Genomic DNA, 13,669 nt, shown 5'->3' on the forward strand with positions numbered 1-13,669 from the left:
TCTCCTCCGGCGGCGAGCTCGCGACCGGGGCGCGGCGGCGCCGGGTCCCGGAGGGAGATCACCAGTCGCGGTGCTCGTCCCGGTCGTCGCGGCGACGGCCCTCGCGGCGCCCGCCCTCGTACTGGCGCCCGTCGTCGTACTGGCGCTCGTCGCGGCGGCGGTCGTCGTAGCGCTGCTCGTCGTAGCGCTGCTCGGGGCGGAGCCTCTCGCCGGTGGAGTGCGGCGGTTCCTGGACGTAGGGGCGGGGCAGTCTCTGGTCGGGCGCCGCGGGCGCTGCCTGGCCGAGCAGGCCCAGCGGGTCGGACGGGTCGACGTCCTGCTGCGGGTAGGCGGGCGGCGAGCCGTACAGGTCGCGCAGGTCGGCCGGGTGACCGGCCTGGTGGGACTGGTGGGGCTGCTGGGCGCCGAACGCGTACGGATCGGGCTGCGAGGGGGGCGGGTAGCCGCCGTACTGGTCGGCCTGCGCGTTCCCGTAGGCGGCCTGCTGCTGGGCGGCGAACCCGAAGGGGTCGGTCGAGTTCTGCTGGCCCTGCCCGTAGGGGTCGGGCTCCGGCCGCTGGGCGGGGTCGGCGAACTGGCCGAAGAACTGGTCGGGGCGCGGCGTGAACGGGGCGGCCGGCTTCTGCCGGCCCTCCGGGGGCGCGAACGGGTCGACGGGCCGGGGCTGGGGCGGCACGCCGTACGGGTCGGGCTGCTGGGCGCCGAACCGGTCGGCGGGCCCGGCGTAGGGGTCGGGCCGCTGCTGGGCGGGCGGGGCGGCGTAGGGATCGGGCTGCTGGGCGGGCGCGGCGTACGGGTCCGGCTGCTGGGCGCCGTACGGGGGCTGCGCGGGCGGGTAGCGGTCGCCGGACAGCTGGTAGGCGGGCTCACCGGGGACGCCGGGGACGCCGAGGACGGGGCCCGCGCCGAGCGGCTCGACGGGCTGCGGCTGCCCGTAGGGCAGGGAGTCGTTCACGATCATGTTCTCGCGCGGCACGGCGTCGGAGGAGCCGTACCCGGGGGGCATCCGGTCGGGCCGGTCCAGGGGCGGCGGCACCACGCCCCGCGCGACGAGCACGTCGTTCGGGCCGAGGGCGGCGACCTGGCGGGGTTCGTCCAGCGGCGAGGGGACCGAGGGGAGGTGGCCCGCCGGGTCGGGATACTGCTGCGGCTGGGCGTAGTCCTCGGGCCGGGGCCGGGCGTACTGGCCGGTGCCGGGATACTCGCCGTAGACCTGCGGCTCGTCCTGCGGGGGCTGCTCGGCGTGCACGGGCTCGCCCACCTCGTCGGGGTACTGCCCACCGGCCTCGACGAAGCCCTCGTCGAGGGTGTCGACCAGGCGCCCCACGTCGCTCATGGGCATGCGGAAACTCGCGGTGCACATCTCGCCGCGCCACAGGCTCAGCACCAGCGTGCCTTCGTGCCAGGTGACCCGGAGCACCCGCTCCTGGCCACGCTCGTCAAAGAACACCTCGCCGAACGACGGCAACGGGACAACTTCCGACATGGAGGACATAGTGCTTTAACCAGCCTTTATTCGTCCACTCGACCTCGGGAAACCCTACCGAACCGGTCTTTGCATCCCTATCTTCCGCCCCAGCGGCACCAGAACGGTAGACCTTCCCTTGACCTTACGAGGATTGATGAGCCGGGTGATCCCGCCAGTTTGCCATGTGGGGTGAACCTCGGGTTCCGGAATACGGGTATGCGTCCACGCCGCGACTCGCCGGAGCAGCCGCGACTGTCGGGCCGAACGGGTACGGTTGGCTGTCGTGCCGACCGACTCCATCGCCCCATCCGAAGACGTCTCCTCAAAGGTGGATATTCCCCCGGTTGAGGATTTGCTGAGCACCGCCGTCGAGGCGGTGGGCGGGGTCGAGCGCCCCGGCCAGATCACCATGGTGAGGGCGGTGCAGCACGCGATCGAGTCGGGCGACCACCTGGCCGTGCAGGCGGGCACGGGCACCGGCAAGTCGCTCGCCTACCTGATCCCCTCGATCAGGCACGCGATGACCTCCAAGGGCGCCGTGGTCGTCTCCACCGCCACCATCGCCCTCCAGCGTCAGCTCGTCGACCGCGACCTGCCGCGCCTCGCCAAGGCGCTCGCCCCGCAGCTGCCGCACGAGCCGGCGTTCGCGATCCTCAAGGGCCGCCGCAACTACCTGTGCCGCTACAAGGCGAGCGCGGGGTGGCCCGACGAGGAGCAGGACCAGCTCTTCGACCCCCGGGAGGTCAACGCGACGGGCCGGATGGTCCAGCGCATCCAGGAGTGGGCGAACGAGACCGAGACCGGCGACCGCGACGAGCTCGTCCCCGGCGTCAACGAGCAGGCCTGGCGGCAGTTCTCGGTCAGTGCCAGGGAGTGCCTGGGGGCCACCCGCTGCCCGAGCGGCACCGAGTGCTTCGCCGAGCTGGCCCGCGCCCGTGCCGGCGAGTCCGACGTGGTCGTGACCAACCACGCGCTGCTCGCGATCGACGCGATGGAGGACTTCCCGCTCCTGCCCGAGCACGAGGTCGTCGTGGTCGACGAGGCCCACGAGCTGGTCGACCGCGTCACCTCCGTGGTCAGCGGCGAGCTGTCGGAGACGATGGTCACCGTGGCCGCGCGGCGGGTCGGCAAGCTCATCGAGCAGCACCTCGCCGACCGGCTCATGGAGAGCGGCGAGGACCTCAAGGCCCTGCTGGCCGCCGCTCCCGCCGGGCGCCTCGACGAGCTTCCCCAGGTGCTCGGGATGACGCTCGCCCTGGTCCGCGACGCGGCGTGGGCGTGCATAACGGCCCTCGGCCCGCGCAACGGCGACAAGGACGACCCGGAGGGCGCGGGGCTGCGCAGGGCGGCCTTCACCTCGCTGGACGAGGTCCACGACACCGCGCAGCGCATGCTCGACGCCTTCGGCCACGCCGAGGAGGTCGACCGCGCCGAGGTGGTCTGGCTGGAGGCGGGCACCGACCGGCGCCCGCCCCTGCTGCGGGTGGCGCCGCTGACGGTGGCGGGCATGCTCCGCGACAAGCTCTTCGGCGACCGCACGGTCATCCTGACCTCGGCCACGCTCGCCCTGGGCGGCGCCTTCGACGGCCTGGCCCGCCAGTGGGGCCTGGGCGGCGGCAAGGGCGCCGCGGAACCCCCGGTAGACGGGGCGGAAGGAAAAGAGGAGAAAGACGGCAAGGGCGGCAAGGGCGGTAAAGGCAGAGCCGGGTGGGCCGGCATCGACGTCGGTTCTCCCTTCGACCATCCGCGCAGCGGCATCCTCTACGTCGCCAAGCACCTGCCCCAGCCGGGCCGCGACGGCCTGCCCGAGGCCTACCTCGAGGAGATCACCGAGCTGATCGAGGCCGCGGGGGGCCGTACCCTCGGCCTGTTCTCCTCGATGCGCGCCGCCAAGGCGGCCACCGAGGCGTTGCGCGACCGGCTGAGCGTGCCGCTGCTCTGCCAGGGTGACGACTCCACGATGCTGCTGGTCAAGCAGTTCGCCGACGACGAGCCGACCTGCCTGTTCGGCACGCTGTCGCTCTGGCAGGGCGTCGACGTCCCCGGCCCCTCGCTGCGCCTGGTCATCATCGACCGCATCCCCTTCCCCCGCCCGGACGACCCGCTCAGCTCCGCCCGCCAGCGCCACGTCGCCGCCAAGGGCGGCAACGGGTTCATGTCGGTCGCCGCCACCCACGCCGCGCTGCTCCTCGCCCAGGGCGCGGGCCGCCTGCTGCGCAGCCAGCACGACAAGGGTGTGGTCGCGGTGCTCGACCCCCGGCTGGCGACGGCCCGCTACGCCGGGTTCCTGCGCGACTCCCTGCCGCCCTTCTGGCCCACCAACGACCCGGCGAAGGTCCGCAGCGCCCTCAAGCGCCTCAGCGACTCCTGAGGCCGACGGCCGACGGCCGCGCGCGGGACACCCGATGCCGGGATGTCCCGCGCGGGTCCGTGGGCGAAAGCTCGCGCGGATCGGGTCCGGGGTCCGGCGCGGATCCTGAGGCGTCTCGGGGACGCGGGCGCGGTTCCCGGGGCGTGGGCTCGGCTCTTGGAGGCACGGGCTCGGATTCGGGGGCGTGGGCTCAGGAGGTGGTCTCGGCGATGGCGTGCAGGGCCAGCACGTACGACCTCAGGCCGAAGCCCGCGATGGTGCCGGTCGCCACGGCGGCGACCACCGAGTTGTGCCGGAACTCCTCGCGGGCGGCCGGGTTGCTGATGTGCACCTCGACCAGGGGCGCGGTGCGCTGGGCGATGGCGTCGCGCAGCGCGTAGGAGTAGTGGGTGAACGCCGCCGGGTTCAGCACCACGGGGATCCGGCCGTCGGCCGCCTCGTGCAGCCAGCCCAGCATCTCGGCCTCGTCGTCGGTCTGCCGGACGTCGACCGACAGTCCGAGCTCCCTGCCGGTGTCCCGGCAGAGCGCGGCCAGGTCCGCGAAGGTCTCCGCGCCGTAGACATCCGGCTCGCGGGTGCCGAGCCGCCCCAGGTTGGGGCCGTTGAGCACGTAGACGGGTCTCATCGGGTCACTCACCGCTCCTTGATGACCGCGCGCCTGCCGCGCGGCCGACGTCACTCACCCGGCGCGCCACCCGGCACGGCCCCGCCGCGCCTCGCCGGCGCCCCGGGCCCGGCCCCCGCCGCGCGGACGCTCCCGGGCCGCCGGGCACGCCCGCCCTCCCGGAGGCGTACCGGCCCGGGGACGCGAGGCTCACCGGGCGACCTCGTGGTAGGCGGCCTCGAGGAGCTCCTCCGGCGGGTCGACCAGCGGGGACACCTTCGCCAGGTCGTCCAGGAGGACGAAGCGCAGCTTGGCGCCGCGGCTCTTCTTGTCGAGACGCATGTGGTCGCGCAGTTCCGGCCAGGCCTCGCGGCGGTAGGCGGTGGGCAGCCCGACCGAGGTCAGGATGGACCTGGTCCGCTCCACGAGGCCGGCGCCGATCCTGCCGTCCAGGCGGGACAGCTCGGCGGCGTAGACCATGCCGATCGCGACGGCCTCGCCGTGGCGCATCCGGTATCCCTCGACGCGCTCGATGGCGTGCGCCAGCGTGTGGCCGTAGTTGAGGATCTCCCGCAGGCCGCCCTCGCGCAGGTCGGCTCCGACGACGTCGGCCTTGATCTGGATCTTCCGCTCGATCAGCTCCCGGGTGTGCCGCCCCTCGGGGAGCCTGGCACCCTCCGGGTCGTCCTCGATGAGCGCGAGGATCCGCGGGTCGGCGATGAACCCCCCCTTGACGATCTCCGCGAGGCCGCCCACGTAGTCGTCGCGGGGCACCGAGACCAGCGTCGCCAGGTCGCACAGCACCCCGGCGGGCGGGTGGAAGGACCCGACCAGGTTCTTGCCCTCGGGGGTGTTGATGCCGGTCTTGCCGCCCACCGCCGCGTCGACCATGCCGAGCAGGGTGGTCGGCACCTGCACGACCTTGACGCCGCGCAGCCAGGTGGCGGCGGCGAACCCCGCCAGGTCGGTGGTGGCTCCCCCGCCGACGCCGACCACGGCGTCGGAGCGGGTGACGCCCGCGCGGCCGAAGGCGGACCACAGCCCCGCGACCACCTCGACCGTCTTGGCGCGCTCGGCGTCGGGCACCGGCAGCGCGACGACCTCGTACCCGGCAGCCTCGATGGCGCCGCAGACCGGGCGGGCGATCTCCGGCAGACTCTCCGGGTGGATCACCGCGACGGTGCTCACCCCCGCGCCGAGCAGGCCGGGCAGCTCGCCGAGCACCCCGGTGCCGACCACCACGTCGTACGGGCTCTCGCCGGGGACCGCGATCCTGGAGATCGTCACGGCTTCAGGCCCTCCACGATCTCGTCGACGAGCTGGCCGGGCTCGCGCTCGTCGGTCGCCACGACGATCGTGGCCAGCCCCTCGTAGAGGGGCCGCCGGGCGTCCATCAGCTTCTTCAGCTGGCTGCGCGGGTTCAGCACGAGCAGCGGCCGCGCCGAGGCCAGGCCCACCCGCTGGACGGCGTTGGAGAGGCCGACCTCCAGGTAGACCACCGGCTGCCCGGCCAGCAGCTCGCGGGTGGCCTCGGCGAGGATCGCGCCGCCGCCCAGGGAGAGCACGCCGTCGTGCTCGGCCAGCGCCAGCCGTACGGCGTCGGCCTCCAGCTCGCGGAAGCGCTCCTCGCCGTCCTCGATGAAGACGTCGCTCACCGGCTTGCCCGCCGTGCGCTCCACGTCGGCGTCGGTGTCGCGGAAGGCGACCCCGAGCCGCTCGGCCAGGAGCTTCCCGACGGTCGACTTGCCCGATCCCGGAGGACCGATCAGCACTGCTCGGGGACTCATCCGCTCTCCTTCGACGCCGGCCCGCTCACCGGGGCACCGGGAGCGCCCTCGCCCGGACGCCCGCTCACTTGATCACCAACGAGGAGAGGTAGCCGGACAGGTTGCGGGCGACCTCCTCGACGGAGTCGCCGCCGAACTTCTCGATCGCCGCGTCGGCCAGGATCAGCGCGACCATCGCCTCGGCGACGATCGCGGCCGCCGGGACCGCGCACACGTCGGAGCGCTCGTGGTGGGCCTTGGCGGCCTCGCCGGTCAGCACGTCGACGGTGGCCAGCGCCCTGGGGACGGTGGAGATCGGCTTCATCGCCGCGCTGACGCGCAGCGGCTCGCCGTTGGTCATGCCGCCCTCGACGCCGCCGGCCCGGTTGGTCATCCGGCGTACGCCGTCGGCGGTGTTCTCGATCTCGTCGTGGGCGAGGGAACCGGGGCGGCGGGCCGTCTCGAACCCGTCGCCGACACCGACGCCCTTGATCGCCTGGATGCCCATCAGGCCTGCCGCGAGGCGGGCGTCGAGGCGGCGGTCCCAGTGGGTGTAGCTGCCCAGGCCCGGCGGCAGGCCGTAGGCGATCACCTCGACGACGCCGCCCAGGGTGTCGCCGTCCTTGTGCGCCTTGTCGATCTCGGCGACCATGGCCGCGCTGCCTTCGGGGTCGGCGCAGCGCACCGGGTCGGCGTCGACCGCCTCCAGGTCGCCGGGGCCGGGGACGACGCCCCGGGTGCCGGCCGCTCCGCCGATCGAGACGACGTGGCTGACGATGTCGACGCCGAGGGCCTGCTTGAGGAAGCTCCGCGCCACCTGGCCGAGCGCGACGCGGGCGGCGGTCTCGCGGGCACTGGCCCGGTCGAGCACCGGGCGGGCGTCGTCGAAGCCGTACTTCTGCATCCCGGCGAGGTCGGCGTGGCCGGGACGGGGGCGCGAGCGCGGCGCGTTGCGCGCCTGGCCCTCCAGCACGGCCGGGTCGACGGGGTCGGCGGCCATGACCGTCTCCCACTTGGGCCACTCGGTGTTGCCCACCCGGATGGCCACGGGGCTGCCGAGCGTCCGGCCGTGGCGGACCCCGCCCGCGATGGTCACGACGTCCTGCTCGAACTTCATCCGCGCGCCGCGGCCGTAGCCGAGGCGGCGACGGCGCAGCGCCTCGTCCAGCTGTGCCGTGGTCACCTCCACCCCGGCGGGCAGGCCTTCCAGGATCGCGACGAGCTCGGGGCCGTGGGACTCTCCGGCGGTCAACCAGCGCAACATGGTGACAAGTCTTCCACGTGTCGCCCACTGGAATGGCCTCCGTTCACCGGTTGAGACATCCGCCGGTGATCGTCACGCCGGAGGCCGGAACCGGGGCGGGTGGTCCGGGGGCGGTCCGGGGGAGGTCCGGGGGAGGTCCGGTCACAGGGCGGTGAGGACGGCGGCGAGGGCGCCGACGGCCATGAAGGGGCCGAAGGGGATCTCGCTCTTGCGGCCGGCGCGGCGCGCGGCCATCAGGGCGGCCCCGTAGAGCCCTCCGGCCAGGAGCCCGAGGAAGGCCCCGGCGACCAGGGTGTCCCAGCCCAGCCAGCCGAGGGCGGTGCCCAGGCTCGCCGCGAACTTGACGTCGCCCAGCCCCATCCCCGCCGGGTTGACCAGGAACAGCACCAGGTAGAAGCCCGCCAGGGCGAGACCGCCCAGCCCGGCGCCGAGCAGGTCCCCGAGGCGGCCGTCGGCGAGGGCCGGCACGGCCAGCGGGGCGGCGGTCCCCAGGTAGGCGGCGAGAGTGAGCCGGTCGGGCAATCGGTGGACGGCGGCGTCGACGAAGGACAGGGCGACGGCGACCACCGCCAGCCAGCCGAAGGCGAGCAGCTCCCCCGCCCTGCCGGCCGGCGTGCCCCCCGCCCCCGGCGCTCCCGCCGCCGCGTCCGGCCACAGCGCCCGCAGCGCGAGGGCGGCCAGCACCGCCGCGGTGACCCCCTCCACCGCCCCGGCCGCGGGCCAGGAGCCGTACCGCTCCCCCTCTGCCCCCGAGTCCTCCTCGGCCCTCGAATAACGGGCCACCAGGCGCCGCGTCCCGAACCCGATCGCGAGCCCCGCCAGAGCCGCCGTCGCGGAGAGGGGCAGAAGGGTCACTGGGGGGCTCATCAGATACCTCCGAGGGAACCCCCGCCTCCAGGCGGGGGAGGAACCAGGTCCCTGCGGAGCAAAGCAGGGTGGACGCCACGCTGTCAGCCGGACCGCTCTATCGAAACACGAGATCCTTAACTGATCTTTTTGTATCGTGTGAAACATGGCGCAGATCGTGAAGCGGGCCTACAAGTATCGCTTCTATCCGACCCCCGAGCAGGCCAACGAGCTTGCCCGGACGTTCGGCTGCGTGCGCCTGGTCTACAACAAAGCCCTCCACGAGCGCACCCGCGCCTACACCTTGGAGGGCCGGAAGGTCTCCTACGCGCAGTCGTCGGCAACGTTGACGGCGTGGAAGAAAACCGACAATCTCGCGTTCTTGAACGAGGTCTCGTCGGTGCCCCTGCAGCAGGCGCTGCGCCACCTGCAGACGGCGTTCACGAACTTCTTCGCCAAACGGGCTCGATACCCGACGTTCAAGTCCCGCAAGAAGTCCCGGCTCAGCGCCGAGTACACCCGCTCGGCGTTCACCTACCGCAGCGGGCAGATCACCCTGGCGAAGATGACCGGCCCGCTGGACATCGTGTGGTCGCGGCCGCTGCCCGAAGGGGCGAAGCCGTCCGCGGTGACCGTGAGCAAGGACGCCGCCGACCGCTGGTTCGCCTCGATCCTGTGCGAGGAGGCGATCGCCCCGCTGGAGCCGAGGCCGGAGATGGTCGGGGTGGATGCGGGTATCACCGCGCTGGCGACGCTTTCGAGTGGAGAGAAGATCGTCAACCCTCGGCACGAGCGGGCCGACCGGCGCAAACTCGCCACGGCTCAGCGCAACCTCGCCCGCAAGGACAAGGGGTCGGCGAACCGGGCCAAGGCGAAACTCAAGGTCGCCAAGGTGTATGCCCGGATCGCCGATCGGAGAAGGGATCACCTGCACAAGGTCACCACACGGCTTGTTCGCGAGAACCAAGTGATCGCCGTGGAGGACCTGACCGTGCGCAACCTGGTCAAGCGCCACAGTCTGGCCCGCGCGATCTGTGATGCCTCCTGGCGTCAGATGCGGTCGATGCTGGAGTACAAGGCACGGTGGTACGGGCGGGAGTTGCTGGTCGTGAACCGCTGGTTTCCCTCCTCCAGGCTGTGCTCGGCGTGCGGGGCGTCGCAGAGCGGGATGCCGCTCGGTGTCCGGGAGTGGACCTGCGCCTGCAGCGCGGTCCACGACCGGGATGTCAACGCCGCGAAGAACATCCTCGCCGCCGGGCTGGCGGAGAGGTGAAACGCCTGTGGAGCCGGTGTAAGACCTCAACGAGAGCCCTCTCGGGCGGGCGACCGGCAGTGAAGCAGGAAATCTCACGGGTGACCGCGGGAATCCCCTCGTTCACGAGGGGAGGAAGTCAACCGCACGGTCCTCGACGTGGAGCGCGGGGCCATACGAACATGGGCATGGGCGTGCTGCTCGGGCTGGCCGCGTACGCCGCGCAGATGGTCGCCGCGCTGGTGCTCACCCGCGGCCTGCCGATGATCGACCGGGTGCATCTGGGGCTGGCCCAGCAGAACGGGGTGACGGCCGTGATCCTCGCCCTGGTCTTCGAGCGCGACTTCGGCGGGTTCGTCGCCGTGATCGCCCCGGCGATCCTGACGGTCAACCTCGTCCACGCGGCGGCCAACCGAACCGCCGACGCCTGGGAGGCTCGTCGATCTCTTCGATCCGCGCCACGGTGACGTCGGGGGCCTCGGTCCCCAGCCGGTCGAGGGTGCCCGACTCGACCGCGGCGAGCGCCCGCAGGAGACCGCCCTCGATCACGAAGGGCACCGGGCCCGCGACGTCCATCACCACGGCCGCGGCGTCCTCGTGCACCGCCGCCTGGCAGACCTGGAGGATCGTGGCCTGGATGGGCCTGGCGTCGGGGCGCCAGCGCCGCAGCGGCTCCATCCCGGTGAAGGCGAGCACCGCCTCGCGGCCGTCCGCGCCGACGAGCTTGGGGAGAGCCATCTCGCTCTCCTTCTCCTGCCGCAGCCCGTGCTCGCCGATCTCCGACTCCTTCAGCAGGGCGACCACCGGCACGAGCAGCCGGGCCCCGCTCAGCGCGGCGACGACCTCGCCGGCCTGCGCCCTTCCCGCGGCGAAGGCCGCGAGCGCGGATGTCACGGCGGCGTCGGCGGCGCCGTCGTCGCCGGGGACCAGGGGCTGCGGAATGCTCGGCACGAACCGGGAGCCTACCCGCGGCCGGGACGGGAGGACGAACGCCCCGCCCGCACGCGCCCCGGCCCGTGCCGGGGTGGGGCGCGGGCCGGGGCGGGTGCCCGGTCCGTCAGGGGCTCATGCCGGGGTGCGGCACGGGCCGGAGAGCGTGCCGGCCCGTCAGGGGCGCGTGCCGCCCGTCAGCCGAGGTCGGCGATGGCGGCCACCGGCCCCCCGCCGCTCGGTCCCTGGTGGACCGCCGCGACCGAGACGAACACGGCCGGGTCTCCGGTGACGCTGGCCGCGACGCCGCCCACGGTGGCCTTGATCTGGCGGTGCCAGTGCACGTCGGAGTCGTCGAGCATGATGTTGCGGCGGCCCCGCACGCTGCCCGACGGGTCGGCCTCGCACTTCATGAAGACGTTGACGAGCCGGTCGCCCAGGTCGGACGGGTGGGGGCGCTCGGGCAGCTCGATGCCGCTGGAGCGGATGGCCTCCCAGATGCCGTCGGCGTCCAGCGCGTCCTTCATCACCGAGTGGCCGATCCGGTAACGGCCGCCGATCCCCCGTACGTTGCCGACGACCACGATCTGGGCCCGGTCCAGCTCGACGCCCGAGGAGCACGACGCGACGGAGGAGTAGAGCGACAGGTCGCGGTGGATCTGGTCGGCGGCGGGCATCTCGATCTCGCCGAGGGCGACGGCGATGCCGAGCGCGGTGGTGGAGTTGGAGATGTCCATCGACGGGCCGGTGTCCTCGATCACCACGTCCTTGCCGCGCGACTTGGCGTCGTTGATCGTGGACAGCGTGAGCAGCGGGGTCTTGGTCTGGACGTAGTGGACGTCGGCGGGGTCGTCGATCCCGGCGAGCTTCATGGCCTCGCGGACCCCGGCGGCGACCTTCTCCACCATCGCGGGGCGGCCGATGTCCTCGGGCAGGATCACGTCGCTCATCGCGATGCCGACGCTGACCCTCGGCTCGTCGTTCGGCTCGGCGTTCGCGGTGGTGGCGAAGATCGTGGCGTGCGGGCTGAGCACGCCGTCGGTCCCGCCCGACCACACCAGCGGCACGCTCTCGGGGGACGGGTGCCCCTTGGCCGCGAGCACCCCGCGGAAGGCCGTGTCGGCCAGGATGCGGGTGTAGTCGTTCACGCCGCCGTTGCCCTCGGTCTTGCCGATCACCGCGAGCACCCGGTGCGCCTCGATCACCCCGTCGTCGATGAGCCGGGCGAGCCCGGAGGCGTCGGTCACGCTCTCGATGGGGACCTTGCGCACTTCAATGGGTTCGGGCATCCCTGCCACCTTTCGATCGCGTCATGTTCACTTTCGCACCACGGTGCCGGTCTCCCCGGTGAGCGCCGCTCCCATGTCCTCTAGGGAGGTGATCACCGACCGGTCGCCGCCCTGCTCGACGAAGCGCAGCGCGGCCTCGACCTTCGGGCCCATGCTGCCCCCGGCGAAGTGCCCTGCGGAGTGCAGCACGCGCAGCTCGGCCGCGGTGACGTGGCCCAGGGGCCGGGCCCGGGGCGTGCCGAACCCGACGACGGCCTGGGGTACGTCGGTCGCGATGACCAGGACCGTGGCCCGCACGGCCCGGGCGAGCACGGCGGCGGCCAGGTCCTTGTCGATCACGGCCTCGACCCCGGCCAGCCGCCCCTCGTCGTCGCGGGTCACGGGCACGCCGCCGCCGCCCGCGGCCACGACGGTGAATCCCGCGGCCACCAGCGCGGCCACCGCGGGCGCGTCGAGGATCTCCAGCGGCTCGGGGGAGGCCACCACGCGGCGCCAGCCGCGCTCGAACCGGCGCCAGGTCTGGCCGAGGTCCTCGAAGCGGCGCGCCTCCGCCTCGCTGAAGTAGCGGCCGATCGGCTTCACGGGGTCCTGGAAGGCCGGGTCGGCGGGGTCGACGAGCGTACGGGTGACCACGACCGCGGCGCGGCCGTCGAGCGCGTTGAGGATGAGGGTGCCGATGGTGGCCTGCGTCTGCGCCCCGCACCAGTCGAGCGGCACCGGGGGCACGACGTGGGCGGCGAGCTGGTTCTTCAGGATCAGGTTGCCGACCTGGGGGCCGTTGCCGTGGGTGAGGGTCACCTGGTGGCCGTCCTCGATGAGCGCGACGACGTGGCGCACGGCCTGCTCGACCGCGCGGTGCTGGTCGCCCGGCGAGGCGCCGCCGTCGGGCCCGGTCATCGCGTTGCCGCCGAGCGCGATCAGTACTCGTTCACCCACCTGGCCGACGCTAACGGCCTCCCCGCCCCACCTCATGGGCACTCATTGCCCAAGGGGCACCCTTCCTTCGGCACAACCAGCCAACCGGCTGGTTTCCGCGGGCCTCGCGGCGGCGGACATGACCCGGAGCCGGTACGGCTCCTACCATCCGGAGCCCGTATCGGGGCGTTCCCCTGCCCCCATCGCGGGACGCCCGCTCACCCCAGGAGCGTCCTGGTCATCCTCTCGACCACCGGCGCACGCTGCGGCTGCAGGTAGAAGTGGTCGCCGGGGAAGACCGTCAGGGAGAAGTCGGAGCTCGTGCGGGCCTCCCACGACTTGGCCTGGACCGGGGTGACCACCGGGTCGGCGTCGCTGACGAAGGCGGAGATCGGGGTGAGCAGCGGAGGTCCGGGACGGTGACGGTAGGCCTCGACCAGCCGGAAGTCCGCGCGGACGTAGGGCAGGACGATCTCGCGCATCGCCCGGTGGGACAGGATCTCCACCTCGGTGCCGCCGAGCTTCGTCAGCTCGGCCACGAAGCGGTCGTCGTCGTACTCCGAGATCGGAGGCCTGTCGCGGGGGTCGTGCGGCGCTCTCGCGCCGGACACGAACAGCCGCGCCGGGGTGATTCCCCTGGTTTCGAGGCGACGCGTGACCTCGTAGGCGAGCATCGCCCCCATGCTGTGCCCGAACAGCGCGAAACGCCTGTCCAGCAACGGCAGCATCGACCCGGTCACCTCGTCGGCCAGTGTGTCCATGTCGTCCGGCGGCGGCTCGTCGAACCGGTCGGCCCTGCCGGGCAGCTGCGTCGCGTGCAGCTCGACGGACGCGGGCAGCAGCTCGGACCACGCGCGGTAGGCGGTGGCCGACCCTCCCGCGTGCGTGAAGCAGAACAGCCTCGTGGTCGCCCCCGGACGGGGGAAGGCACAGCGCAACCAGCTCATTCGACGTTCCCGCTCAC

At 73.1% G+C, this 13,669-nt stretch carries 12 protein-coding genes and 1 pseudogene; 3 read left to right on the plus strand and 10 right to left on the minus strand.

Annotated elements, in window-relative coordinates; all coding sequences use genetic code 11:
* Nucleotides 1-58: 58 nt before the first annotated feature.
* The gene (locus ACTOQ1_RS02480) at nucleotides 59-1,486 is read right to left on the minus strand and encodes a hypothetical protein (protein WP_440064101.1); all 1,428 of its coding nucleotides are present in this window, start codon (nucleotides 1,484-1,486) and stop codon (nucleotides 59-61) included.
* 265 nt (nucleotides 1,487-1,751) lie between these two features.
* Here ACTOQ1_RS02480 and ACTOQ1_RS02485 point away from each other — a divergent pair, with 265 nt between their 5' ends.
* A complete protein-coding gene (locus ACTOQ1_RS02485; RefSeq protein WP_440064102.1) occupies nucleotides 1,752-3,839 on the plus strand; it encodes an ATP-dependent DNA helicase in 2,088 nt (695 codons plus the stop codon).
* Between the two features lie 190 nt (nucleotides 3,840-4,029).
* Here the strand turns inward: ACTOQ1_RS02485 and aroQ are convergent, their stop codons facing one another.
* The 5 genes from aroQ to ACTOQ1_RS02510 form a co-directional block, all read right to left on the minus strand.
* Nucleotides 4,030-4,464 (minus strand): type II 3-dehydroquinate dehydratase, encoded by a 435-nt coding sequence (aroQ, locus tag ACTOQ1_RS02490; RefSeq protein ID WP_440064761.1) that lies wholly within the window; start codon nucleotides 4,462-4,464, stop codon nucleotides 4,030-4,032.
* A gap of 189 nt (nucleotides 4,465-4,653) precedes the next feature.
* A complete protein-coding gene (aroB, locus tag ACTOQ1_RS02495; RefSeq protein WP_440064104.1) occupies nucleotides 4,654-5,730 on the minus strand; it encodes a 3-dehydroquinate synthase in 1,077 nt (358 codons plus the stop codon).
* Nucleotides 5,727-6,230: a shikimate kinase gene (locus ACTOQ1_RS02500; RefSeq protein ID WP_440064105.1), complete on the minus strand. Its 504-nt coding sequence runs from the start codon at nucleotides 6,228-6,230 to the stop codon at nucleotides 5,727-5,729. The genes aroB and ACTOQ1_RS02500 overlap by 4 nt, the downstream gene beginning before the upstream one ends.
* A gap of 64 nt (nucleotides 6,231-6,294) precedes the next feature.
* The gene (aroC, locus tag ACTOQ1_RS02505; RefSeq protein WP_440064106.1) at nucleotides 6,295-7,473 is read right to left on the minus strand and encodes a chorismate synthase; all 1,179 of its coding nucleotides are present in this window, start codon (nucleotides 7,471-7,473) and stop codon (nucleotides 6,295-6,297) included.
* Nucleotides 7,474-7,614: 141 nt separating this feature from the next.
* Nucleotides 7,615-8,328, minus strand: a complete 714-nt coding sequence (locus ACTOQ1_RS02510) for a prepilin peptidase (RefSeq protein WP_440064107.1) — start codon at nucleotides 8,326-8,328, stop codon at nucleotides 7,615-7,617.
* A gap of 157 nt (nucleotides 8,329-8,485) precedes the next feature.
* Here ACTOQ1_RS02510 and ACTOQ1_RS02515 point away from each other — a divergent pair.
* Nucleotides 8,486-9,678: pseudogene (locus ACTOQ1_RS02515) on the plus strand (RNA-guided endonuclease InsQ/TnpB family protein); the annotation flags it as partial.
* Nucleotides 9,679-9,759: 81 nt separating this feature from the next.
* Nucleotides 9,760-10,038, plus strand: a complete 279-nt coding sequence (locus tag ACTOQ1_RS02520; protein ID WP_440064789.1) for a hypothetical protein — start codon at nucleotides 9,760-9,762, stop codon at nucleotides 10,036-10,038.
* Here the strand turns inward: ACTOQ1_RS02520 and ACTOQ1_RS02525 are convergent.
* From ACTOQ1_RS02525 to ACTOQ1_RS02540, 4 genes are all read right to left on the minus strand, one after another.
* The gene (locus ACTOQ1_RS02525) at nucleotides 9,959-10,522 is read right to left on the minus strand and encodes an SseB family protein (protein WP_440064108.1); all 564 of its coding nucleotides are present in this window, start codon (nucleotides 10,520-10,522) and stop codon (nucleotides 9,959-9,961) included. The two genes, ACTOQ1_RS02520 and ACTOQ1_RS02525, sit on opposite strands and share 80 nt — an antisense overlap.
* A 176-nt stretch (nucleotides 10,523-10,698) precedes the next feature.
* Nucleotides 10,699-11,790 carry a ring-opening amidohydrolase gene (locus ACTOQ1_RS02530; RefSeq protein ID WP_440064110.1) on the minus strand — a complete coding sequence of 364 codons (1,092 nt, stop codon included), beginning with the start codon at nucleotides 11,788-11,790 and terminating at the stop codon, nucleotides 10,699-10,701.
* Nucleotides 11,791-11,817: 27 nt separating this feature from the next.
* Entirely contained in the window at nucleotides 11,818-12,726 is a 909-nt protein-coding gene (locus ACTOQ1_RS02535) for a carbamate kinase (RefSeq protein WP_440064111.1), read from the minus strand.
* Between the two features lie 197 nt (nucleotides 12,727-12,923).
* Nucleotides 12,924-13,652, minus strand: a complete 729-nt coding sequence (locus ACTOQ1_RS02540) for a thioesterase II family protein (protein WP_440064112.1) — start codon at nucleotides 13,650-13,652, stop codon at nucleotides 12,924-12,926.
* Between the last annotated feature and the right edge of the window lie 17 nt (nucleotides 13,653-13,669).

Origin of the sequence: Streptosporangium sp. OZ121, assembly GCF_051918885.1 — a bacterium.
GTDB lineage: Bacteria > Actinomycetota > Actinomycetes > Streptosporangiales > Streptosporangiaceae > Streptosporangium.

Excerpts from the sequence above, each read along its gene's own strand:
- ACTOQ1_RS02480 (WP_440064101.1), bottom strand. The coding sequence starts at position 1,486 with ATGTCGGAAGTTGTCCCGTTGCCGTCGTTCGGCGAGGTGTTCTTTGAC.
- ACTOQ1_RS02540 (WP_440064112.1), bottom strand. The coding sequence starts at position 13,652 with ATGAGCTGGTTGCGCTGTGCCTTCCCCCGTCCGGGGGCGACCACGAGG.
- ACTOQ1_RS02500 (WP_440064105.1), bottom strand. The coding sequence starts at position 6,230 with ATGAGTCCCCGAGCAGTGCTGATCGGTCCTCCGGGATCGGGCAAGTCG.
- aroQ (WP_440064761.1), bottom strand. The coding sequence starts at position 4,464 with ATGAGACCCGTCTACGTGCTCAACGGCCCCAACCTGGGGCGGCTCGGC.
- ACTOQ1_RS02520 (WP_440064789.1), top strand. The coding sequence starts at position 9,760 with ATGGGCGTGCTGCTCGGGCTGGCCGCGTACGCCGCGCAGATGGTCGCC.
- ACTOQ1_RS02530 (WP_440064110.1), bottom strand. The coding sequence starts at position 11,790 with ATGCCCGAACCCATTGAAGTGCGCAAGGTCCCCATCGAGAGCGTGACC.
- aroC (WP_440064106.1), bottom strand. The coding sequence starts at position 7,473 with ATGTTGCGCTGGTTGACCGCCGGAGAGTCCCACGGCCCCGAGCTCGTC.